The following is a 23,347-nucleotide window of genomic DNA, read 5'->3' on the forward strand; positions in this document are numbered from 1 at the left end:
CCTGGGGCTCGTAGACAGCTATGGCGGCTTTACCGAAGCTCTCGGTCCCCTGCGGCTGGCTGCCCTCACCACTACTTACCGCCCCCGTCCGTTCGGAGGAGTCGGCAGCTACCAGCCGCGGTACGCCTGGGAAGGCCGTGCCTTGGCCGACCGACCGGACGATTCTTCGCTTGCCAAAACTGCAGCAGCCCAAACCCGAGCTGCCGGGGGCGCCGGACCCGGCAGATCCCGCCCGCTATCTGTGGTCGGACCGCAGGTCAGCGGGATGCGGGCGGCTTCGGCTACGGGGTTCCGTGCGCGGCGGCGTCGAGGATCTCACCGAGGCAGAGCCAGGCGTTGGGGCCGGAGTAGCTGATCAGGCTGTCCGCGAAGCGCTGCAAAGCCTGCTGGTCGGCGCCGAGCGCGGCGGCCACCAGGGTGAGGACGGCGGGCTGCGTACTGTCCCGGTAGCGGGGGCCATCGACGGTGAGTGTCGTCCAGGCCGGGAGGGCGAGGACGGTCTCGTGGTCGCAGTCGGGCAGCGCGAGGACGTGCCTGGCCCAGCGCGGTCGGTGGGAGCCCCGCCGAGTCGGCTGCGCAGTTCGCGCGTGAGGGTGTGAAGGGCCTCCTTCGGTTCAGAGCGCCGGGCGAGGATGTCGGGGAAGGTCGGTTCGCTCCGGACGGCGCCTTGTCGGACGAGGGAGAGCAGGGTCTTCTTGGTCAGTTGATCGTTCCCGACGTGCTCCTCCAAGTACGTAGCCAGGACTGGGCTCGATGGCGGAGAGCTGGCGGGGCGTCACTTTGGAGGAATCGCCCGTGCCGCCCGGCGGATGGCGGACGGCGGGGAGAGCGAGACGGAATCAGCTGTCCGCCGGCTTACGACGCCTTGACTACTGCTTCACCCTTTCCCAGAAGCTGAGGATCTTCGGGTCCTCGGACAATTCGTCAAGGATGATCGCAGCACCGACGTTGAGTCTCAGGCGGACCTTCTTGGACCCCTTGGCCGCGAAGTTCTCCAACCGGGCCAGATCGGATTCGCGAAGCGCGCTGATGAAGGGCTTCCACTCACCCTCGTACTCCTGTGTCCACTTCAGGCGGTGGTCCTCGGGCTGATGGTCGTCCTTGAGGATAAGGGTTGACTGGGCATGTTCCATGAGGTGCCTGAGGTAGTGGCGCGATGCCTCCGCCAGTACTGAGTCGGTGCCGCTGGACGGTGCCGGAGCGTCGACGACAGCGGCTCCGCACGTCAACAGTGCCTCAAGGATCTCCTGACGACGGGACCAGTAGCGGTCGGGACGTAGGTATACCTCCACCACCTCCTTGTGCATGACACCGGTCAGCCCCGTCAGATCGGTTCTGCCCACACCTGTCGTGATCCTCTTGACATGGGTCCCGTCGAGCGCGATGCGCCAGTCGACGGCCGCCGGAAGGATCAGCTTCTCCACGTGGCAGTCGACCAGTTTGGCGTTGTTCGCCTCGATGTCGGTGAGGTCGAGCTGGCCGGCGAAGGTGGCGCCCAGGATCGGCACCGATGGCATCGTCCGGGTGGCCCGGATCACCGCGGACCACATGCTGCCGAGGTTGGTCGCGAGGACTCCGTCGTGGAAGCCCTCATCCTGACGCGTCGCCTCCGGGGGGAAGGCGGCCAGCGCGTCGACGATGCGAGCTGCGTCGACCGCCTCGACCACGGCGTTCACGGTGGCCGTCCGCCACTCAGACCGGCTCAGGAGTCGGTGGAAGGCCGCGAGGTGCCGTTTGTCGAGGTGGCGCGTGACGATCCCGGCCAGGAAGTAGTCGAAGAAGAGTTCGTGCTGGAACCGGAACCGCCTGGGACCGTTGGTCGTCGCGCCGGCCGCCAGTCCGCACAGCACCTGCAGCCGGTCCCGGAGGCCTTCCCGGTCGTCCAGTTCCGCCACGTCGGCCAGGTCGAGCGCTATCGTCGCGGCCATCTCCAATTCGTCGGAGTCGACCTCGCGTTCATGGCTTTCGGCCATGATCTCCGCGACATACTCGAACGTGCGCCGCAGTTCGCCGCGGTCGAGGAGCCCCGATGTGCTTCCGACGGTGGGGGTGAGCTTGCGTTCCTCCCGCAGGATGTAGTGGTCCAGCAGTCGCTCGGTGAACGAGGTGGCGGTGCCGGACTCCTGGTCGTAGTCCCCCGCACGGCACATCTCTGCGAAGGCCCGGGCGAAGAAGGGGAGGCCGAGCAGTTCTTTGTCCCCGGTGGACAGATTCTGGAAGCGTGACGCCGGGACGCCGTAGTCGTGGAGGAAGGACCGGATCTGATCGGGGGTCCAGCGCAGGACCTCGGCGATCCGGTGGCGGACCGCCGCGCCCCCGCCCTTAGCGCGTTGGACACTGGACCGGTACTGGTTCACGTAGTAGGAGGAGCGCGCGGAGACCACCAGGACTCCCCGACCGCCCAGGGCGTTGAGCCACCCCTTCAGGGATTCGAGGGCATCGCTGTACGCGGCTCCGCCGAGCAACTCGTCGAAGCCGTCGATGAGCAGGGCCACCAGGCCGTTGCGGCAGAGGGATTTGACGCGGTTCTCGTTGAGGTTCTCCGTCCAGATCACGGCGTTGTTGACCGCGGCGTCGAGACCGTCCAGGACCCGGCCGGTGGACTGCACATAGAGGAAGAGCGGGAGGTCGCCGATCGAGTTGCCCTCGTTCCGTTCCACCTCCAGGGCCCGGTCCCGCGCGGCCTTGACCATCGCGCGGGTCTTTCCGATCCCGGCCTCACCGTTGATGAAGACGACCTGGGTGGCGCCCTTCTCCACACCGAGGTCGTCGTCCACGCCGTCGATCAGCTCGGAGAATCCCTGCTGCTGGGCGTTCGTGCCGTCGTAGTCGGTGACCTGGACGCGTGCCTCCCGGTGAGCGGCGATCCCCGGCTTCCAGCCGAGCTGCTCGCTCTCCTCGTCGGTGATCTGGCGCTCGATCTGGTCCAGGGTGCGCCGCAGCCGGCCGGCGACGACGGGCCAGTTGGCCAGTCGGCGAAGGTAGACGCGGTAGGGGACCCATGCGTCCTCGTCCTGCCACTGGGGGCCGTCGGGACCGAGGCGGAAGTAGTCCCTGCGGTGCTCGGTGCCCTCGCTGGTCGACTTGCCCCACTCATAGCCGAACCCGTGCTCGTGGTCGAAGTACTCCGGGGGCGGGGCGAGCAGATCGGCAAAGGCCGTGAGATCGCTCTCGACATCCCGTCGGAAGGCCTCCCGGAGGTCCGACAGGTGTCGTGGTTTGAGGAGCTGGTTGAGTGAGCCCGGGATCGGCCCCGCGCTGAGAGTGGACCGGTAAGCCGGTGCCCCGAAGGCGAGGAACGACGGATCCTTGCCGACGAACCTGGAGAAAACGTGCCAACTGTCGTCCGCCATCGCGTAGAGGAACGGCCAGAGTCCGACCTCGGCACCGGGCCAGAGGAAGGCCGGGCGCAACTCCGGGTCGCCCGTGTCGGTGACCGAGACCGTGGCGTCCGCCAGACAGGCCGCGACGATGTCGGAGATCGCCCTGACGAGTGCGTCCACGGTGTCCGACAGACCTGGCGGGACCGCTCCGCCGTGGCTCACGTGGTCGCGCAGCTGTTTGGTGCCCCGGAGTCCGGAGGGAGCGCCAGGTATCCCTTCGTCGTATCGGGCCAGGGCACTGGTTACGGCGCTTCCCACATGGCTTGCCGCGCCACCTGCCTCGGCACCGTTGAGACGTGAACGGAGGTCTCGGAGAAGGGAGATCCACTCGCCCAGGCCGGGTGACCGGCCGATCGGGGGCACGGGAAGGCCGCTCGCGCGGAGGGTGGAGGTGGCCAGGAGGGCCAGGAAGCGCACCTCGAAGTCGAGCGCCGAGAAGCTCTCCTGAACACTCCGGGTACCACCCACAGTGGGGGCGTAGAACCCTTCCATGCGGTGGAACGTTGCTACTGCTGAGTTGGTCATTGATCACCTCAACGCCGATGTACGGAAATGTCGTTCACCGTCTGCCTCGGAGAAGTTAGCACCACGTCGCCGGTGCGTGCGGGAAGCGGACCACCTGACCGCCGGCGTAAGCTACCCGTTCCTCCAGGGCGGTCAGTAACGCGTCCTGCCCGTGGATTCGGTTTTCGACTGAGTCTTCGGGTACTGCGACCGAAAGGTCGCTGACAGCAGCAGAGATCACCGCATCCGAGCCGGAGGGCCCCACCCACAACTCTTGACTATTGCTCCTTGCCTGGGGCCCGCACGTATCACCAACAATCTGCCGTACCCCCTCGCAGGGCTGCAGAACGCATCGCAAAACTCAAGACGTTTGAGCAGTTCGTGCCGTTTGGCTCCGGTAGTCCAGATCCCCGTGCGCTCAACAGTGAGCCACAGTGAGGGAGCTCCTGTGGCTCACCGCCCTCTCACGAGCCTCTCACGGACTGGGTGTCATGAGGTGGTATCTTGCGACATAGGGGTCAGACATGATGGGCCCTGACCTGCACGATTCGGACTGGTAAACATCATTCAGACGCTCGTTCGACCGCTGGGGGTCAAGGGGTCGCAGGTTCAAATCCTGTCGTCCCGACAGTGATGTCGGAGCCCCGCTGACTGGACGGAGGTCCAGGCCGGCGGGGCTTTTGCCGTTTCCGAAGGGGAGTCAGCGCACGAGCCGCAGGTGGCGGCCGGGGGACTCCGGCGGGACCACTTCGGGAGCAGGGGCCTCGCGGGGCCCGCTCAGGTGCGCGCTCAGCGCCTTGCCGGCCAGCTCGATCGAGTGCTGATCTGGGTGTGATGGTGGAGTCGGGTATTGGAACTCCCGGAATGACTCAGCGAGCGTCTTCATGGGCAGCAAGCTGTTCGGAGGTCCCAACGAATGCTGGGCCGGTGCCTGATGGAAGTGCCTGCCGGAGGGGCCGAGCTGTTCGGAGGCGGGGTCGCCGGGGAGGGCGATCGACGCGGTGTGTTTCGGGAGGGTCGGGTGCGGCGGGGGTGGGGGAGTCAGCGGCAGAGGGCTGCGTCCAGGGTGTCGGCCATGTGTTGTGCGCCGACTGCGTCGGGGATGGTGGTGACCGTGATGGCGGCGGCGCGGCCGTCGTCGGTGACGCCGTTGCGGGAGCGGTAGCCGGGGGAGGTTCCGCCGTGGCCCCAGGAGAGGCCGCCGCAGGAGAGCGGCCTGCTCTGCAGGCCCAGCCCGTAGCGGACTCCCGGGCCCAGGAGTTCGGCGGGGACGGTGGTGCGCATCTCGGCGAGCTGTGCCGCGGGCAGGAGTCGGCCGTCGAGGAGTGCGGCGAAGAACGAGAGGAGATCGGTGTTGGTGGAGACGATCGCCCCCGTCGCCCAGGCCATCGAGGAGTCCATCCCGGTGTAGTCGATCGGCGGCGCGTCCGGCGAGCTGCGGTAGTAGCCCTGGGGGTGGGCCTCGTGGATGCCGGTGTCCCCGGGGACGGGGAAGTAGGTGTGGCGCAGGCCGACGCGGTCGATGACGCGCTTGGTGATCTCCTCGCCGACCGGCCGTCCGGTGACCTTCTGGATGAGGAGCCCGGCGACGATGTAGTTGGTGTTGCTGTACTCCCAGCCGGTACCCGCGGGGAACCTGGCCTTCTGGGCGAGGGCGCCGTCGAGGAGGTCGCGGGGCTCGAAGTAGCGGTACTGGATCGCGGTGAAGTCCGAGAGCGCGGGGGCGTCCATGTATTCGGGCAGGCCGCTGGTGTGCTGGAGCAGTTGACGGATCGTGATGGTGCGTCCGTCGATGCCGTCGCCGCGGAGCAGGCCGGGGAGGTAGGTGTCGACGGGCGCGTCGAGGGCCAGCTTTCCTTCGGCGACGAGCTGGAGGACGACGACGGCGGTGAAGGTCTTGGTGTTGCTGCCGGCGCGTATCTGCCCGTCCATGGGGACCTTGGCCCCGGTGGTGAGGTCGCCGACGCCGGCGGTGTAGGTGCGGGTGCGGCCGTCGCGGCCCTTGACGGAGGCCAGTGCGGCGGGCATGCCGTCGTCCTTCACCAGGGCGTTCAGGCCCGACTGGACGGTGTCCGGCCTACCGCCCGCGAACGCCGCGGTCGGTGCCAGAGCCCCGGCTGCCATGACCCCGGCGGCCACGGCGGTCACGACCGCCACCGCCCGGTGTCGGCTGCCCCGGCGGGAGAGCGGGAAGCGGCTGTGCGGTGCGTGCTCGTACACGAAAGGACCCCTCCGATGAATGGCGCCGGTGATTCCCGGCCTTGATCAAGAGGACCATTCGGGGGAGGGGGAGTTCGTCCGCACCCGGGACGAAACGTGCCCGGGAGCAGACTCCGGGGGGCGCACCCGGCCAGGACCGTGCTCCTGGCCGTTCGGCGCCGATCGGCACCGAACGGCACGGGCCGTTGGTGCGTGGCACGGCTGGGGCCGGCCCCGGTGCGGGGCCCTGGCGAGCCGGGGGTGTCGCGGCGGCGCTCACGGCAGCGACCGAGGCACCGGCCCCGTGACCCCGCGACCGGGTGCACGGGGCCGGCGCCCGCCGCCGCCCACGGCCCGGGTGGGTCAGGGGCAGAGGGCTCGGACGGCCTTGGCGATGCGGGCGATGCCCTCGGTGAGGGTGTCCTGGGCGGGGCTGAGGCTGACGCGGAAGCAGCGGGTGCGGTGCGGGTCGGCGGGGCCGTCGGGGAAGAAGTGGCGGCCGGGGACGATGAAGACCTTGTCCTGCTTGAGGCGTTCGTAGAGGGCCATGTCGTCGAAGCGGTCGTCGTCGATCCAGAACCAGCAGAACATCCCGCCGTCGCCGGCGTGCAGGCGCCAGGGCACGGACTCCGGCATGACCTCCTCGAAGAGCTTCTCGGCCAGGCGGCGGCGCTCCTGGTAGAAGGGCGAGACGGTGTGGGAGATCAGGCGGTCCAGGCGGCCCGAGGCCAGCGCGCGGGCCACCACCGACTGCTGCAACTGGGGGGCGTGCAGGGCCGAGTTGGCCAGGAAGGAGACCATCGGGGTGATCCAGCGCTCGGCGCCGATGGCGAAGGCGATGCGCTCGCCGGGCAGGCCCGCCTTGGAGAGGGTGAAGCAGTTGATCACGTGGTCGTCGAAGGGCGGGGGCGTCAGGGTCGGCGCGATCCGCGGGAACGGCTCGCCGTAGGCGTGGTCGAGCAGGAGCGGCACGTCCCGTCGGCGCGCGAGGTCGACGAGGGCGTCGAGTTCGGCGGCGTCGACCGCGCGGCCGGTCGGGTTGCCGGGGCTGGACAGCAGCAGCATCCCGGTGTCGGGCTGCGCCTCCAGCGCCTCGAAGTCGAAGGCGTAGCGGAAGCGGTGGGGGCCTTCGGGGACGGGCGTGGCGGGGACGCCGACCACGCCGCCCGGGTGGAGGCAGAGGCCCTGGTAGCCGGTGTAGTCCGGGGACATCGGCAGGACGACCTTGGTCCCGCCGGTGCCGGCCGGGCCGGGGCCGGCGAACAGGGCGGCGGCGGTGAAGCAGAGCATCTGGCTGCCGGGGCCGACGGCGACGTTGCGCGGGGTGAGGGACCAGCCGTACCGGGTGTTGAAGTAGTCGGTGATCGCGTCCACCAGGGCGGCCGAACCCCGGGACGGTCCGTACTGGCAGCTGGCCGAGGCGAAGTCCTCGGTCAGTGCCTCCTCGGTCAGGCTCCGCCACTCGGCGATCGCGTCCGGGATCGAGGCCGGGTTGCCGATGCCGAGGTTCAGCCAGTCGGCCGGGCCCGAGGCCGTGCTGACGGCGATGTCCTCCATGATGCTGCGGAGGCCCGAGAGCGTGGCCATCTTGCTGCCGATGAGGGACAGCGCCATGGGGAGGTTCCCTTCTGGGGGCGGGAGGGGGAGGGCGTGGGGGAGGGGACGGAACGGGACGGGAGAGGAGGGCGGGCGGGGGGGGGGGGGGGGGGGGGGGGGCGCGGCCCGGGGGGGGGGGGGGGGGGGGGGCGGGGGGGGGGGGGGGGCCCCCCCCCCCCGGCCGGGTCGCGCGGGCGCCTGCGGTCAGGCAGCCTCTGCGGCCTCCACGGCTGCTGCGGCTGCCGCGGGTGCCGGGCGGTGCGCGGCGGTGCGTCCCCGGGGTGCGAGGGTCCGGCCGACCCAGGCCCCGAGCAGCGCCTGGACCATCGCGATCAGGAGGGCGACGGCCACGATGGCGGTGGCGAGCGGGGGGAGGCCGGCCAGCGCGGCGGTGGTCCGTGCGACCTCGCCCACCGGCGCACCGCCCAGGGCCTGCACGCCCAGCGGGATCGCCCAGCCGAGGGCGGCCGCCAGCGGAGCGGTGAGGTAGCCGCGGGAGGGGCGGGGCGTGCGGGCGAACCGGCTGGTGGCGCCGGCGGCGGCGCCGACCAGGAAGGGCACGAACCAGAGCCCGACCAGGGTGCCGAGGGCGGTGGCCGCCGTCCCGCCGACGAGCGTGACGATCGCGGCCGTCGCACGGCGCGGCCCGGGGGCGGTGCCCTCGGACGGGGCCGGTGCGGGGGCTGCCGCGGTCGGACCCGTGGTCGGTTCCGCGGGCGCTTCCGTGGCCGCCGGTTCCCCGGCCGGGTCCGGGGGCGTCGTGGTGGTTCCGGTCGGCTTCGTCATGTCGGTCATCCTTCGCCTCGCAAGGTCCAGCGGATGTCGCCCGCGCCCTGTTCGTCGACGGTGCGCAGGGGACGGAGCGAGCCGCTCCACCAGTCCGGGGCCAGGTTCTTGTACCAGGGGGAGGCCGGGTTGTCGCTCTGGCCGCCGGGGTAGATCGCGCGGGCGTCCGCGGTGCCGGCGGGGCTCCAGCCGACGACCATCCGCAGGCTGGGGCCGTAGTTCGAACTCAGGCCGTTCTCGGCCACGTTGACGGTCCACGGGCTGCCGCCCGCCGGGCGCGGCCCGTCGCCGAGCGCGGGGGCTCCGGTCAGCGAGGGCACCACCCGCTCGTGGATGCGCCCCCACTTCCACTCGCCGGGCTGCCCGCCGAGCCGGCCGTTCAGGTAGTCGACCGCCTCGGTGAAGGACGCGCGCATCGCGTCGGGCGCGGTGCGCCGGGGGCCGCCGGGGGCGGTGAAGGCGGGGTTCTCCGGGTCGGTGAAGGTCCACTTCTCCAGGTCCTGCATCAGCCCGACCGGGGTCCGCAGCAGGTCGAGACCGGCCGGGTCCACGTCCACCGGCACCTTGGCCGAGTCCCACCAGGGCTTGAAGACCTGCTCGACGTACCCGCCGTAGAAGGCGAACCAGATCGCGGCGGCCGGGGAGTCGGCGTCCATGGAGCAGTTCCACTCGGAGAGCAGCTTGCGGGCCGCCTCCTGCTGCGGCGTCAGCTGCGCGCCCTCCAGGGCCTGGAGCAGCTTGGGCACCATGCGCTGGGCGAGCTCGTCGGTGACGTCGTTCTGCAGGGCCGCGAACGAGTCCGCGGTGAGCTGCCGGCCGGGCTTGGACAGTTCGGCGAAGATGCGGTTGGTGCGGTAGCCGGTGTCGAAGTTCGCGGCGGGGCCGATGTAGTACGGGTAGTCCGGGCCGACCGGCCGCTGGTTGGCGGTGACCAGGAGTCCGGACGGCGGGTTGTAGACCTGGGGCACGGCGTCGAAGGGGATGGCGCCGACCACGTCCGACTCGCCGGTGCCCGGCAGCGGTCCGCGGGCGTCGCCCGAGGCGATCTGCGGGTACGAGCCCGGGGCGATCACCCCGATGTTGCCCTTCTTGTCGGCGTAGGCGAAGTTCTGCGCCGGGGCCTGCCAACTGTGCAGCGCGGTGCGGAAGCTGTTCCAGTCGGTGGCGGCGTTGAGGTCGAGCAGCGCGGCGAGGTTCTGCGACGGGCGGTTGCCCATCCACTCGACCGACGTGGTCTCGCCCTTCTCGGTCAGCAGCGGGCCGTGCACGGTCAGCCCGACCTCGACCGGGACGGGGGCGCCGCCGCGGACCGGCACCGTGTACTTCACCTTCTCCACGGGGTACCAGGCGCCCTTCCAGAAGTAGGCGTCCGGGTGCTGCGGGTCGGTCTTCTCGCGGTAGAAGAAGGTGGACTGGTTCTGGACCGCCGTCAGCGACCAGGAGACGTCGGCGTTGCGCCCGATGAGCACGGCCGGCATGCCGGGCAGGCTGGCGCCGGTGACGTCGTACCCGGGGGACTTGAGCGAGATCTCGTACCAGTACGAGGGGAGCGACAGCTTGAGGTGGGGGTCACCGGCGAGGATCGCGCCGCCACCGGTCGCCGGGCCGTTCGCCAGCCAGGCGTTGCTGTTGGGGTAGAGGTGGCGGGTGGTCTCCGGGAGCTTGGCCATGCCGCGCAGGACGGCGGTGGCGGCTTCGGCGGTGGACCCGCTGGTGTCGACGGCCGTCGTGGCCGTGGACGGCGCTGCGGCGGTCGCCGTCGCCGTCGCCGTGGCGGTGGCGGTGGCGGTGGCGGTGGCGGTGGCCGTCGGCTGAGCGGAGCCCGGGGTCGCGGGGGCGGCCGGAGTCGCCGGCGCGGCCGGGTCCGCGGCGGCCGGCGCCGCGGTGCCGTCGCCGGTGACGCCGGTGTGGCCGGCCGCCGAGGCCGCGTTGGCGTTCGCGCTGTGCAGGGGCGCGAGGCCGAGGTTCTGGTACGGGCCCGGGGCGTACGGGTGCTGCTCGTTGGCGGGCACGACCGGGAACCACTCCGACGCCCGCTCCGCGCCGAGCGAGTTGCTCAGCAGCGCGTAGGTCAGCGGCCGGGTGTCGAAGCTCAGCGTCTGGGTGAGCACGCCCTGGACGACCAGGCTGTCCACCGGGGTCCAGCGTTCCGGCCGGACGCCGGTCAGCCCGTAGACGGTGGGCCACTGGCCGTTCTCGTCCAGCTCGTCCAGCCGTGCGTTGACCCCGGCCGCGTAGGCGGTGAGCGCCTTGGCGGCCTTGCTGTCGTGCGGGGTCGCCGCCCAGGTGGCCTCCGCGGTGCGGTGGATGCCGAGGGTCAGCTCGAAGACGTCCGAGTCGATGCCGGAGGGGCCGTTCAGTTCGGCGAGCCGGCCCTCGCCCAGGCGCCGTTGGGCGTCCATCTGGAACAGGCGGTACCGGGCGGCGAGGTAGCCCTGGGCGGTGAACAGGTCCTCGTCCGAGGTGGCGTGGACCGAGGCCACGCCGTCCGCGGTGAACGAGACGTCCACCGGGTGGTCGAGCCCGGGTATGCGGATCTGCTCGTTCTTCGCCGGACGGGCGTCCTCGGCCGACGGCCAGACACCCCCGCCGGGCATCAGGGCCCGGCCGAGCGCCGGTACCGGTCCGAAGCCGACGCCGAACACGAACATCGTCACGCCGGCGGTGCACACGGCGCCCAGTACTCCCGCCGTGCGGCGGATCCTGGCTTTCATCACTCTCCTGTCACCCATGGCCGGCCGGTCAGCGCCGTGCACTGTTGCGGACCTTGATCCGCGTGTATTCGAGCAGTCCCCAGTAGCCGTACTCGACGCCCAGCCCGGAGGAGCGGACGCCGCCGAACGGCACGTTCGGGCGCAGGTCCCCGTGGGTGTTGATCCACACGGTGCCGCTGTCGAGGAGCGGGGCGAGCTCCTCCGCCGCCTCCTGCGGCCCCCAGAGCGAGGAGCCGAGGCCGTAGCGGGTGGCGTTGGCCCGGCGGACGGCGTCGGCCGGGTCGTCGTACGCGATCACCGGGATGACCGGGCCGAACTGCTCCTCCACCTCCAGCTCGCAGCCCTCCGGCAGGTCGGTCACCACGGTCGGGGGGTAGAAGTGGCCCGGGCCGGGCAGCGGGGCACCGCCGGCCACGATCCGGGCGCCTCCTGCGACGGCGTCCTCGACCAGGGCGTGGACCCGGTCCCGCTGGGCCCGGCTGACCAGCGGGCCGAAAGCGGACTCCGGCTCGCTGCCGGGGCCGACGACCGCGGACCCGGCCAGGGCGGCCAGCGCCGAGACGAGGTCGCCGGCCAGCTCGCGCGGTGCGTAGACCCGCTTGACGGCGGCGCAGAACTGGCCGCTGTTGGCGAGGGCGGCGTGGAACAGCGCGGGTGCGACGGTGGTGAGGTCGGCGCCCGGGAGCACGATCGCCGCGTCGTTGCCGCCGAGTTCGAGGACCACCGGCAGCAGCCGGTCCGCCGCCTGGCGTGCGATCGCCTTGCCGGTCTCCACCGAGCCGGTGAAGGAGATCATGTCCACCGCGGGGTGCTCGGTGAGCGACCGGCCCAGCGAGTGGTCGCCGGAGACGACGTTGAGCACGCCCGGCGGCAGGCAGTCGCGGAGCAGTTCGCCCATCCGGAGCGTCGACAGCGGCGTCTCCGGGGAGGGCTTGACGACCACCGTGTTGCCGGCCAGCAGGGCCGGGGCGAACTTGCAGACCGACAGGATGATCGGGAAGTTGGACGGGGCGATGGCCGCGACCACGCCGTGCGGGACCCGCTCCAGCGTGATCCGGGCGCCGTCCTCGGCCGGCAACTCCTCGGCGTCCAGCTTCAGTTCGGCGGTGTGCCCGAACCAGTCGGCGGACAGCCGCACTTCGCCGCGGGCGGCGGCCAGCGGCTTGCCCTGCTCCCGGCTGAGCAGCCCGGCCACCTCCTCCAGGTGTGCCCCGAGGACGTCGCCGCAGGCGCGCAGGGCGGCCCGGCGCTCGGCGACCGGCACTGCCGCCCAGCCGGCCGCGGCCGCGGCGGCGGCGGTGACGGCGGCATCGAGCTGCTCGGGGGAGCACGCGGGCGCGTGCGCGAAGGGCTCCCCGGTGGCCGGGTCCTCCACGGGCAGGACGGAGGCGCCGGGCACCGCCGCGCCGTCGATGGTCAGGGCGGGTGTCACGCCGAGGCCTCCGCTTCCGCGCCGCCGCCGGCGAGCCGGTCGCGCAGGCTCAGCGGGCGCATGTCGGTCCAGACCTCCTCGACGTGGGCGAGGCAGGCCTCCTTGTCGCCCTGCATCCCCGCGTCCCGCCAGCCGTTCGGCACCTCCCGGTCGAGCGGCCACACCGAATACTGCTCCTCGTGGTTCACCACGACCCGGAACAGCTCGGCGTCCGCCGGAATGTCATTCGTTCGACTACCCACTTGGATTCCCTCTTTCTTTTCCTGACGGAATTGCTAGAGTGTCGCCGGAGGCCGCACCGGCGGCTTCTCCGATAACTTCTCGAAAAGGTAATTCAGTGACGACGCAGAAGGATCAGATCGAGATTCCCACCGTCCGCTGGCCCGAGCGGGTGCCGGCCGGGGACTGGCTGCAGGGCTCGTCCGCCGTGGTGGTCCTGGGTGTCGACGTGGACGCCGAGTCGCCCGTGCTGGCCCGCGGGGAGCACTACATCGACCACCTGACGACGATGTCCCACCAGGCGTACGGCCCCCGCGTCGGGGTGCCGCGGATCCTCGACCTGCTGGACCGCTACGACCTTCCGGCCACGTTCTTCGTGCCCGGAGTTTCTGCCGAGCGGTGGCCTTCGGTGATGGATTCGGTGGCCGAAAAGGGGCACGAGATAGCGCTCCACGGATTTACCCACCGGCACCCGGTGCACCTTTCCGAAAGCGAGCAGCGGGAGGAGATCGAGCGCAGCCTGAAGACGTTCTCCCGATTCGGCGTGCAGCCGACCGGGTACCGCGCGCCGAACTGGGAGATGACCCGCCACACGCTCGACCTGCTCGGTGAGTACGGCCTGCGCTACGACTCCTCGCTGATGGACGACGACCGGCCGTACGCGGTGCGCAGCGGGGAGCACACGATCGCCGAGCTGCCGGTGCAGTGGCTGCTCGACGACTGGGAGCAGTACGCCTTCCTGCCCGAGCCGAACATCGGCCAGCTGATCGAGGCGCCGTCGAAGGTGGTGGACCTGTGGACCGCCGAGCTGGAGGCGATGCGCGGCTTCGGCTCGCTGTGCATGCTGACCGTGCACCCGTTCCTCACCGGACGCCCCTCGCGGCTGGCCGCCCTGGAGCAGTTCATCCGGTTCGTGCTCTCCCGGGGTGACGTGCGCTTCGCCCGTGCGGACGAGGTGGCCGAGCTGGTGCTCGCCGGGCAGTCGGAGCCGCAGCCGTAGCCGTACCGGCCGCCGCCGGCCGATCAACTCCGCCACCCCGCAGCGCTCGTGACGGCCTGCGGGGTGCGGAGTTCGGTCACGCAGGCCGTGACGAGGGCGGCCAGGCTGGAGACCGAACGCTCCTCGGGCAGGCCGGCGGCCTCGTACGCGAGCGGGAGTTCGGTGCAGGCGGTGAGCACGGGGAGGTCGTGCTGCTGCCACAGGCCGTGCACCGCGGAGGCGAGCACGGTGCCGCCCTCGGCCAGCCGGTTGGCCTTCACCAGGACCCCGGCGCGGTGGATCTCGGACCGCAGCGGCTCCTCGGGGATCAGCAGCCGGTAGCCGAGTTCGGCCGCGCGCCGCTGGTAGATGCCGCTGTGCACGGTGCCGGTGGTCGCGGCCAGCCAGCCGCCCGCCGGGCTGGTGCGCATGGCGGCCCGGAGCGTGGCGTCGGCGATGTGCACGAGGGGCACCGGCAGCAGGCCCTGCAGCCGGTCGATGAAGGCGTGCGCGGTGTTGCAGGGCACGACGAGCAGATCGGCACCCCAGGCGACGAGTTGCTCCAGGGCGTTGCGGATCGGCAGCAGCGGTTCGTCCGAACCGGCGAGGATCGCCCCGGTGCGCTCCGGAATGCCGGGTTCGGACAGCATGACGATGCGGGGGTGCTCCTGGTCCGACTGCGCGGGCACGGCGAGCGAGAGCAGCCGGAGGAACTCCGCGGTGGCCGCCGGCCCCATGCCGCCGAGTACTCCAAGTGTCCGCGCGGGCGCTCCGGTTGTCGTTCCGGCGGCCGTTCGGTCGTCGACTGGTATCACGGTTCTGCCCCCCTGCGGATCCCTGCGGATCCCGGCATGGGCGCGGGAATCGCGGTGTCCGACGGAATGGATTAGCCGGGGGAGAAAGCCGGTGGCGCTCCCCGGTCCGGAAGTGACGGGGCGGTCCGCGATAGCCGTGCGGTCGCCATTGGGAGCCGCTGCGGGACACGCCCGAGAAGGTGGAGAAAATGCCCGGCAGGAAAGCCGGGTGGACCCGTCGCTGCGGCGTACGGTACCACAGGAGATCAGGAGGGCACCCCCGCCGAACGGGGGGTTCCGGTTCGGGAATCGGTGCACGCCAGGGGCCTGACGGCCACCGGAAGTTGATCTCTTGCGGAGGCAATCATGGACATGCTTGGATGCAAACAACTGCTCGACGGACCATGAGCTCGACTCGGCGCCGGACCGGGGTCTGCGGACCTCGCTAACCCGCCGATCAATGAAGCAAGTTGACGCTGGACCTATATGGCTCCTTGGGGGGAACCGTAGTGATTCAGGACGACAGCAGCACCATTGGCGCCTCCACCGGTGAGGCGCCCGCATTGTCGACGGTGACCCTTGCCGTCATCGACATCTGGTCGGACGTGCTCGAAGTGACGCCCGACACGATCGACGCCGAGACCTCGGATTTCTTCGAGCTCGGTGGTTACTCTCTGCTCGCGCTTCAGGCCATCGGACGCCTGCTGGCGACCCACGGCATCGAGCAGGACGCGGCCCTGGAGCTTGAGGGCCTGCTCCTCAACGAGCTCTTCGAGCAGCCGACCGCAGCCGCGCAGGCGGCCTGTTTCGTCGCCAACTTCCCCCAGTGACAGGCCTCCCGGCGCGTCCGGGAGTCCTCGTCGCTGTGCTTTCTTGCTGATCACCACCTGCCGGCCGGTCGTTCACCGGCCCGGTCAACGCCCGCGGTTCCCCGACGCTGCCGCCGGCGTGTCCCAGTGTGCCCAATCGCCCTGCCCTGCCCGGGCCGAGGGGCCGCGCTCTTCGATCTCCGTGCCTCGTCGGGTCGACGCCGATTCCTGTCCGGCCACCGTGCCGACAGGCTGCTGCGGCGTTCCCTCAGGAGGCTGACGCAAGGAAGGTTTCCGTTCATGACGACGCCCGACGTGACCCCCGCGTCGCCGAAGGACCTGTTCCGGCGAGCCAAGGTCACCGCCGCCGACGAACGCGTCTTCATTGTCAAGATCCTTGTCGCGTACGGCATTTGGGCCGCAGGCGCGGTTCTGGCGCTCGCCCCGGACGCGTGGCTGCCCCGAGTGCTCGGTGTCGTCCTGATGGGCGCCATGTACTCCCACTGGCTGGAGCTCCAGCACCAGTGCCTGCACCACTCGGCGTTCCGCCGCTCCCGCTGGCACCGGATCGTCGGCGTGCCGCTGGGCGTTCCCATGCTGGTGTCGTACAGCCACTACCGGGTGCGCCACCTCCAGCACCACCGCTACCTCGGCACGGACCAGGACTCGGAGTTCTTCGGCTTCGACTCGCGGCAGCCGGTCACCTGGTCGGCCCTGGTCCGCGAGGCGCTGGCCTTCGGCCGGCTGGGCAGCGCGATCGCCGACATCGTCCGCTGCTGGGGCGGTCGTTGGTCCTACGACATGGGCCAGATCTCCGAGCAGCGTGAGCGCGAAGTCGTCGCCGAGTACCGGATGTTCGCCCTGCCGATCGTGGGCGCCGTGGTGCTGACCCTGCTCGGGTACGGCGAGCCGGTGCTGTGGATCTGGCTGCTGCCGCTGCTGGTCGCGGTGCCGCTGCACTTCCTGGTCGAGCTGCCCGAGCACATCATGTGCGACAACTCCTCCACCGACGTGCTGCGCAACACCCGCTCCATCACCGGGAGTTGGTTCAGCACCTGGTACACCAACGGGAACAACCTGCACATCGAGCACCACGCCGCCATGGTGGTGCCGATCAACCAGCTGCGCGAGCGCCACGACGTCGTGCTGGCGCACGGGACGCACACCTCGCCCAGCTACCCGCAGTTCTTCAAGGCCATCGTGGCCGAGGCCCGGCGCAACGCGCGGGCCGGCCGCGCCGGGGGGACGGCGTGATGACCGCCCCCGCCCCGGCCGCCCCGGCGGTCGACCGGTTCCCGCTCACGCCAGGGCAGTTGGGCATGTGGTTCCTGGAGCGCATGTCGGGCTCGGCGGTCTACGTCGACCCGATGACCTTCCGGCTGACCGGCCCGCTCGACACCGCCGCGCTGCGGCGCGCGCTGGAGCTGCTGCGCGGCCGGCACGCGGCGCTGCGCACCACGTTCCCGCTGGTCGACGGCAGTCCGGTGCAGCAGGTCTCCGGCGAGTGCGGCATCGAGCTGCCCGTCCTGGACCTCTCCCGACTGCCCGAGGCCGAGCGCGAGTCCGAGCTGACCGCGGTGCTGGCGGCCGACCAGGCCACCCCCTTCGACCTCGCCCGCGGGCCCGTGCTGCGCGCCCTCGTGGTCGTGCTCGGACCCGACGAGTACGTGCTGCGGCTCGCGCTGCACCACCTGGTCTCGGACGCGTGGTCCTGGTGGAACGTCCTGCTGCCGGAGCTCGCCGCCCTCTACGGCGCCGAACTCGACGGCATGGAAGCCGAGTTGGAAGCCCCGGGGGCCCAGTTCCCGGACTTCGTGCGCTGGCAGCGCGAGTGGAGCGAGGGCGCCGGCCACCAGCGCCAGCTGGCGTACTGGACGGAGCGGCTGACCGGCCTCGCCCCGGTGCCGCCGGTCCGCGCGGCCGACGCGCCGGCCGGGACCGTCACCGCCGTGCCGACCGCCGCTGCCGCGCGGGCCACCGCTGCCGCACCGGACGGGGGCGCCGCCGTCGCGACCCAGTGGACCACTGTGCCCGGCGCCGTCCACGACTCCCTGCGGACCGTGTACCGGGACGAGCGGGTCACCCCGTTCATGCTGCTGCTGGCCGCCTTCGCCGTGGTGCTGCACCGCGGCAGCGGGGCCACCGACATCGCGGTGGGCACCCGCGCCGCCGTCCGCAGCCGCCCGGAGTTCGAGTCCGCGGTCGGGTTCTTCGTCAACCTCCTGGTCATCCGCACCGAGGTGGACCCCGGTGCGACCTTCCGTGACCTGCTCCGGGACGTCCGCCGCGCGGCCCTCGGGGCCTACGCGCACCGGGAGTTGCCGTTCGAGCGGGTCGTCGAGGGGCTGCGGCCGCGCCGCGGCGGAGGCTTCCGCTCCCCGGTGAACGTGCTCTTCTCGCACCAGAGCACCCCCGAGGTGCCGCCGGCCTTCCCCGGGCTGACCGCCCGGCTGGTCAACCACGACCCCGGCACCCTCTACGACCTCGACCTGGTCTTCTACGAGGAGGACGGCGACCTGCGCGCCCTGCTCAGCCACCGCCGGGCCCACTGCTCCGACCAGGACGCGGTGGCGCTGCTCGCGGAGCTCACCCGGGTCCTCGCCGAGGTCGCGCAGGACCCGGCGATCCCGCTGGACACACTCATGGCGACCACAGGGGTGCACCGTGCCGAATAGCTCCACACCCGCGCAGCCGGCCGCGGACACCGCCCCGGGCGCCACCGCCGGCACCGCCGCCGTCGCCCCGGAGGGCCTCGCCCCGGTGTCCGTCACCCAGGAGCAGCTGTGGCTGCTCGACCGCCTCGACCCGGGCAACGCCGCCTACAACTCCACCGTGCTCTGGCAGTTGGACGGGCCGCTGGACACCGAGGCGCTGCGTCAGGCCCTGGCCGCCGTCGTCCGCCGGCAGCAGATGCTGCGGGCGGCCGTCGTCGCCGTCGACGGCGTCCCGTACCAGCGGGTGGCCGAGGACGTCCCGGTGCCGCTCACCGTCACCGACCTGACCGCCCTGCCCGAGGCCGAGCGCCCGGCGGCCGCCGAGCGGACCGTCGCCGACGCGGCCCACCGCCCCTTCGACCTGGGCCGACCCCCGCTGTTCCGGGTGGAGCTGGTCCGCACCGGCGCCGAGCGGCACGTGATGGCGCTGGTCATCCACCACATCGTCTCCGACGGCTGGTCCGTGCAGGTCCTGATCCAGGAGGTCGCGGACCTGTACGCGGGCGAGGTCACCGGTACCGAGGTGCCGCTGCCCGAACTGCCCGTCCAGTTCACCGACTACGCCCGGGAGCAGCGCGAACGGCTCGCCGGACCGCGGGGCGACAAGCTGGTGGACTACTGGACCCGGCAGCTGGCCGGCGCCCCGGTCGCCCTGGACCTGCCCACCGACCGGCCCCGGGCCGGCCACGCCGACTTCAGCGGCGACCGGTACGTCTTCCAGGTGCCCGCCGAGCTGCGCACCGCCCTCGGCGGGCTCGCCCGCGCCTCCCGGGCCAGCACGTTCATGGTCACCCTGGCGGCCTTCACGGCCCTGCTGCACCGGCTCACCGGCCAGGAGGACCTGCTGGTGGGCACGCCGGTCGGCAACCGGGACAAGCCCCAGTGGGGGCCGCTGGTCGGCTACTTCGCCGACACCCTGGTGATGCGCGGCGACCTCGCCGGCGACCCGACCTTCCGCGAGCTGCTGGGCCGCACCCGGACGGCCGCCCTGCAGGGCTTCGTCCACCGCGACCTGCCGTTCCGCTCCCTGGTCGAGGCGGTGCAGCCGGAGCGCGAGGTGGGCCGCAATCCGCTGTTCCAGGTGATGTTCATCCTGCAGAACATCCCGCCGCGCCGCCGCCGGGCCGAGCTGCCGGGCGTGGTGATGACCCGGCTGGACGACGTCCGCACCACCTCGATCTTCGACCTGCGGTTCGACCTGTTCGAGTTCGAGGACGAGATGCGCGGCCAACTGGAGTACAGCACGCGGCTGTTCGACCGCTCCACGATCGAGCGGACGGCCCGGCAGTACCTGGCGCTGCTCGCCGACGCGTGCGCCGACCCGGACCGCCCGGTCTCCGCGCTCGACCTGGGCGCCACCGACGCGGACCGGTCCGGCGCGGACGCCGCCGCGGGCTTCAACGACGACCTCGGGGGGTTCTGACATGTGCGGCGTCACCGGATACGCGGACCTGGCCGGCACCGGCCTCGCCGAAGGCGAGGACGTGCTCGACCGGATGACCGCCACCCTGCTGCACCGCGGCCCCGACTCCGCGGGCCGGCTGGTGCGCGGGGGAGTGGCCCTGGGCTTCCGCCGGCTGAGCATCGTCGGCCTGGAGGACGGCGACCAGCCGATCCTCAACGAGGACGGCTCGGTCGCCATGGTCTGCAACGGCGAGATCTTCAACCACCGGGAGCTGCGCGCCGAACTGGAGGCCAAGGGGCACCGGTTCCGCACCCGCACCGACGTCGAGGTGATCGTCCACCTCTACGAGGAGTACGGCACCGGGCTGCTGGAGCGGCTGAACGGCCAGTTCGCCTTCGCCGTCCACGACACCCGGCGCGGCCGGCTCTTCCTGGCCCGCGACCACATGGGCATCCTGCCGATGTACTACGCGGTGGCGGGCGGCCGGCTCGTCTTCGGCTCGGAGATCAAGGCCGTCCTGGCGCACCCGTCGGTGCCCCGCCGGGCCGACCTGACCGGCCTCGACCAGGTGCTCACCTTCCCCGGGACGGTCGGCTCGCGCACCCTGTTCGAGGGGGTCAGCAGCCTGGAGAACGGCCACTTCCTGCTGGTCGAGGACGGGGCCGTCCGGGTCGAGAAGTACTGGGACCTGGACTACCCGGTGGACGTGCCGGGGGAGCCGGCCGAACACCCCGACCGGTACTACGTGGACACCGTCCGCGAGCTGCTGGAGCAGTCGGTGCGCCGCCGGCTCCAGGCCGACGTCCCGGTCGGCTACTACCTCAGCGGCGGCCTCGACTCCTCCCTGATCGGCGCGCTCGTGCACCGCAACACCAGCGGGACGGTGCCGCGGTCGTTCTCCATCACCTTCCCCGACCGGGGCATCGACGAGTCCCGCCACCAGCGGCTGATGGCCCGCCACCTCGGCTCCGAGCACACCGAGACGGAGTTCCACCCGGGCGACATCGCGGCCGGACTGCGCCGGATGATCGGGCACGCCGAGTGCCCGGTGAAGGAGACGTACAACACCTGCTCCATGGCGCTGTCGGCCGCCGTCCGGGAGACCGGCACCCGGGTGATCCTCACCGGTGAGGGCGCCGACGAGCTGTTCGCCGGCTACCTCGGCTACCGCTTCGACCTGGGCGGGCGGCGGACGGCCGGCGGCGACCCCTTCGAGGAGGAGCTGCGACGCACCATCTGGGGCGACCCGCACGTCTTCTACGAGCGCGACTACCACGCCTGGCGGGAGTCCAAGCTCGACCTGTACGCCCCCGCCCTGCGGGACGCCCACGCCGAGTTCGACTGCCTGGCCGGGCCCGTCGTCGACCCCGGGATGCTGCGCGGGCGCCACCCGGTGCACCAGCGCTCCTACCTCGACTTCAAGCTCCGGCTCTCCGACCACCTGCTCTCCGACCACGGGGACCGGATGGCGCTGGCCAACTCGGTGGAGGCCCGGTACCCGTTCCTCGACCCCGACCTGGTGCGGTTCGCCACGACCGTCCCGCCCCGCCTGAAGGTGACCGCGAGCACCGAGAAGTACGTGCTCAAGGAGGCCGCCCGCGGCCTGGTGCCCGACGAGATCATCCACCGGGAGAAGTTCGGGTTCCGGGCCCAGGGCAGCCCCGCCCTGCTGCGCGAGCGGATCGAGTGGGTCGAGGACCTGCTCTCCTACGACCGGATCAAGCGGCAGGGCTACTTCGACCCCGACGTGGTCGAGCACCTCAAGGAGCAGTACCGGCAGCCGGGTTACGAGGTCCATCCGCACCTCGGCGACGACCTGCTGCTGGTGGTCCTCACCTTCGGCGTGCTGCTCGACACCTTTTCCCTTCCTGACGCCTGATCACTTGGGTGGCCACAGGCCCCCCGTCCCTGGAGGAAGCTCGATGGCCTTCCACGCAGTCCACGGTCTCGTACAGCAGGCCGCCCAGCGCTTCGCCGACCACACCGCGGTCGAGTGCCCGCAAGGCCGGCTCAGCTACGCCGAGCTGGCATCCCGTTCGGACGAACTCGCCGTCGCCATCCGCGAGTCCGGCGCGGGCGCCGGCTGCGTGGTGCCGATCCTGGCCGAGGACCGGCGCGAGCTGGTCGTCGCGATCCTGGCGGTGCTGAAGGCGGGCGGCGTCTTCGTGCCGGTGGACCTGGCGGCCCCGCCGCTGCGGCTGCGCACCATGCTGACCGCCACCGCCCCCGAGTGGGTGATCGTCGGCGCCTCGGCCGCCGACCGCGCGGACGAGATCCTGGAGCCGTCCCTGCCGCTGGCCCGGCGGGTCCCGCTGGACCTCGCCGCCGAGCCCACCGGCGCGGCCCCGGAGCGGCTCCACGTGCCGGACCCGGACGACGCGGCGTACATCTTCTTCACCTCCGGCTCGACCGGGCAGCCCAAGGCGATCGTCGGCCGGATGCAGGGCATCGACCACTTCGTCCGCTGGGAGACCGAACTGCTGGGCGTGCAGCCGGGCACCAGGGTCAGCCAGCTGGCCTCGCCCGCCTTCGACGCGATCCTGCGCGACCTGTTCGTGCCGCTGACCACCGGCGGCACCGTGTGCGTCCCGCCGGCCGGCCTCGCCCTGGACGGGCCGGCCCTGGCCCGCTGGATCGACGAGGAGCGGATCGAGCTGGTCCACACCGTCCCCACCGTCTGGCGCGGCATGCTGCCGTCCCTCGCCAACGGCGGCCCCGAGCTGTCCGCGCTGCGCTGCGTGGCGCTGGCCGGCGAGCCGGTGGCGCCGAGCGACGCCGCCCAGTGGTTCGCCCGGTTCGGCGAGCGGATCAGCCTGCTCAACCTGTACGGGCCGAGCGAGACCACCATGACCAAGACCTTCCACTTCGTCACCCCGGCGGACACCGAGCGGTCGAGCATCCCGATCGGCAAGGCCATGCCCGGCGCCCGGGTGGTGCTGCTCGACGGCCGGAACAAGCCGTGCGCCGAGGGCGCCGTCGGCGAGATCCACATCCGCACGCCGTACATGTCGCTGGGCTACTTCCACCAGCCGGACGCCACCCGCGCCGCCTTCGTGCCCAACCCGCTCGGCACCGACCCGGAGGACTTCGTCTACCGGACCGGCGACTTCGCCCGCGCCCTGCCGGACGGCAGCCTGGAGTACGTCGGCCGGCGCGACCAGCAGATCAAGCTGGGCGGCGTCCGCGTCGAGCTCGGCGAGATCGAGCACCTGCTCCGCGCCCACCACGCGGTGAAGGACGCCGCCGTCACCGTCGTCCCCGACGACGAGGGCAACCCCGCCTACCTGTGCGCCTTCGTGGAGCCGGTCCAGCCCGTCGAGGCGGCCGTCCTGCGCGACCACCTGGCGCCCCGGGTGCCCGACTCCCACCTGCCCCGGGTGTTCGTCCCGCTGGAGCAGCTGCCGCGCACCATCAGCGGCAAGGTGGACCGCCGGGCGCTGCCCGTGCCGCTGCCGCCGCAGCAGCAGGTGGAGCAGGACTACGTGGCGCCGCGCACCGCCACCGAGGAGACCCTCGCCGGGATCTGGGCGAAGCTGCTGCCGGTGGACCGGCCGGGCGTGCAGCACGACTTCTTCCGCATCGGCGGCCACTCGCTGCTCGTCATGCGGCTGATCGCCGCGATCAGCGCCGAGTTCGGCGTGGACGTCCACCTCCAGAAGTTCCTGGCCGCCCCGACCATCGAGGGCCTGGCGGCCGAGATCGAGCAGACCCTGCTGACGTCCGGCTCCGACCTGGACGACCTGCTCGCGGACCTCGACGACCTGGACGAGGACGAGGCCGAGCGCCTGCTGGCCCAGAACGGCGGTAACTGAC

General features: G+C 71.7%; 16 protein-coding genes. 7 read left to right on the plus strand and 9 right to left on the minus strand.

Annotation, left to right across the window (positions count from 1 at the left end; all coding sequences use genetic code 11):
• Nucleotides 1–281: 281 nt before the first annotated feature.
• From ACIRST_RS27175 to ACIRST_RS27210, 8 genes are all read right to left on the minus strand, one after another.
• Nucleotides 282–413, minus strand: a complete 132-nt coding sequence (locus tag ACIRST_RS27175; protein ID WP_402804983.1) for a hypothetical protein — start codon at nt 411–413, stop codon at nt 282–284.
• Between the two features lie 456 nt (nt 414–869).
• The gene (locus ACIRST_RS27180) at nt 870–3,875 is read right to left on the minus strand and encodes an NACHT domain-containing protein (protein WP_402804985.1); all 3,006 of its coding nucleotides are present in this window, start codon (nt 3,873–3,875) and stop codon (nt 870–872) included.
• Nucleotides 3,876–4,928: 1,053 nt separating this feature from the next.
• On the minus strand, nt 4,929–6,107 hold the full coding sequence (locus ACIRST_RS27185; RefSeq protein WP_402804987.1) for a serine hydrolase domain-containing protein: 1,179 nt from the start codon (nt 6,105–6,107) through the stop codon (nt 4,929–4,931).
• Between the two features lie 342 nt (nt 6,108–6,449).
• Nucleotides 6,450–7,700 (minus strand): valine--pyruvate transaminase, encoded by a 1,251-nt coding sequence (locus ACIRST_RS27190; RefSeq protein ID WP_402804989.1) that lies wholly within the window; start codon nt 7,698–7,700, stop codon nt 6,450–6,452.
• A 186-nt stretch (nt 7,701–7,886) separates the two neighbouring features.
• On the minus strand, nt 7,887–8,468 hold the full coding sequence (locus ACIRST_RS27195) for a hypothetical protein (RefSeq protein WP_402804991.1): 582 nt from the start codon (nt 8,466–8,468) through the stop codon (nt 7,887–7,889).
• A gap of 5 nt (nt 8,469–8,473) precedes the next feature.
• Entirely contained in the window at nt 8,474–11,182 is a 2,709-nt protein-coding gene (locus ACIRST_RS27200) for a penicillin acylase family protein (RefSeq protein WP_402804993.1), read from the minus strand.
• 28 nt (nt 11,183–11,210) lie between these two features.
• Nucleotides 11,211–12,614 carry an aldehyde dehydrogenase family protein gene (locus ACIRST_RS27205; protein ID WP_402804995.1) on the minus strand — a complete coding sequence of 468 codons (1,404 nt, stop codon included), beginning with the start codon at nt 12,612–12,614 and terminating at the stop codon, nt 11,211–11,213.
• On the minus strand, nt 12,611–12,856 hold the full coding sequence (locus ACIRST_RS27210) for an MbtH family NRPS accessory protein (protein WP_350523449.1): 246 nt from the start codon (nt 12,854–12,856) through the stop codon (nt 12,611–12,613). Before ACIRST_RS27210 ends, ACIRST_RS27205 begins: the two co-directional genes overlap by 4 nt.
• Nucleotides 12,857–12,951: 95 nt before the next feature.
• Here ACIRST_RS27210 and ACIRST_RS27215 point away from each other — a divergent pair, with 95 nt between their 5' ends.
• Nucleotides 12,952–13,833, plus strand: coding sequence for a polysaccharide deacetylase (locus tag ACIRST_RS27215; protein ID WP_402804998.1), 882 nt, complete (start codon nt 12,952–12,954; stop codon nt 13,831–13,833).
• Between the two features lie 23 nt (nt 13,834–13,856).
• On the opposite strand, the gene ACIRST_RS27220 is transcribed toward ACIRST_RS27215, so the two are convergent.
• The gene (locus tag ACIRST_RS27220) at nt 13,857–14,627 is read right to left on the minus strand and encodes an amino acid racemase (RefSeq protein WP_350523447.1); all 771 of its coding nucleotides are present in this window, start codon (nt 14,625–14,627) and stop codon (nt 13,857–13,859) included.
• A 488-nt stretch (nt 14,628–15,115) separates the two neighbouring features.
• Between ACIRST_RS27220 and ACIRST_RS27225 the strand changes: the two genes are divergently transcribed.
• From ACIRST_RS27225 to ACIRST_RS27250, 6 genes are all read left to right on the plus strand, one after another.
• The gene (locus ACIRST_RS27225; RefSeq protein WP_350523446.1) at nt 15,116–15,436 is read left to right on the plus strand and encodes a phosphopantetheine-binding protein; all 321 of its coding nucleotides are present in this window, start codon (nt 15,116–15,118) and stop codon (nt 15,434–15,436) included.
• Nucleotides 15,437–15,715: 279 nt separating this feature from the next.
• Complete coding sequence (locus ACIRST_RS27230) at nt 15,716–16,669, plus strand: fatty acid desaturase family protein (protein ID WP_402805000.1); 954 nt, start codon at nt 15,716–15,718, stop codon at nt 16,667–16,669.
• Nucleotides 16,669–18,090, plus strand: a complete 1,422-nt coding sequence (locus tag ACIRST_RS27235) for a condensation domain-containing protein (protein WP_402805002.1) — start codon at nt 16,669–16,671, stop codon at nt 18,088–18,090. Before ACIRST_RS27230 ends, ACIRST_RS27235 begins: the two co-directional genes overlap by 1 nt.
• A complete protein-coding gene (locus ACIRST_RS27240) occupies nt 18,080–19,552 on the plus strand; it encodes a condensation domain-containing protein (protein ID WP_402805004.1) in 1,473 nt (490 codons plus the stop codon). The genes ACIRST_RS27235 and ACIRST_RS27240 overlap by 11 nt, the downstream gene beginning before the upstream one ends.
• A 1-nt stretch (nt 19,553) precedes the next feature.
• On the plus strand, nt 19,554–21,413 hold the full coding sequence (asnB, locus tag ACIRST_RS27245; RefSeq protein ID WP_402805006.1) for an asparagine synthase (glutamine-hydrolyzing): 1,860 nt from the start codon (nt 19,554–19,556) through the stop codon (nt 21,411–21,413).
• A 43-nt stretch (nt 21,414–21,456) separates the two neighbouring features.
• The gene (locus tag ACIRST_RS27250; protein WP_350523441.1) at nt 21,457–23,346 is read left to right on the plus strand and encodes an amino acid adenylation domain-containing protein; all 1,890 of its coding nucleotides are present in this window, start codon (nt 21,457–21,459) and stop codon (nt 23,344–23,346) included.
• Nucleotide 23,347 lies beyond the last annotated feature (1 nt).

Origin of the sequence: Kitasatospora sp. NPDC101447 (assembly GCF_044767225.1) — a bacterium.
Lineage (GTDB): Bacteria > Actinomycetota > Actinomycetes > Streptomycetales > Streptomycetaceae > Kitasatospora.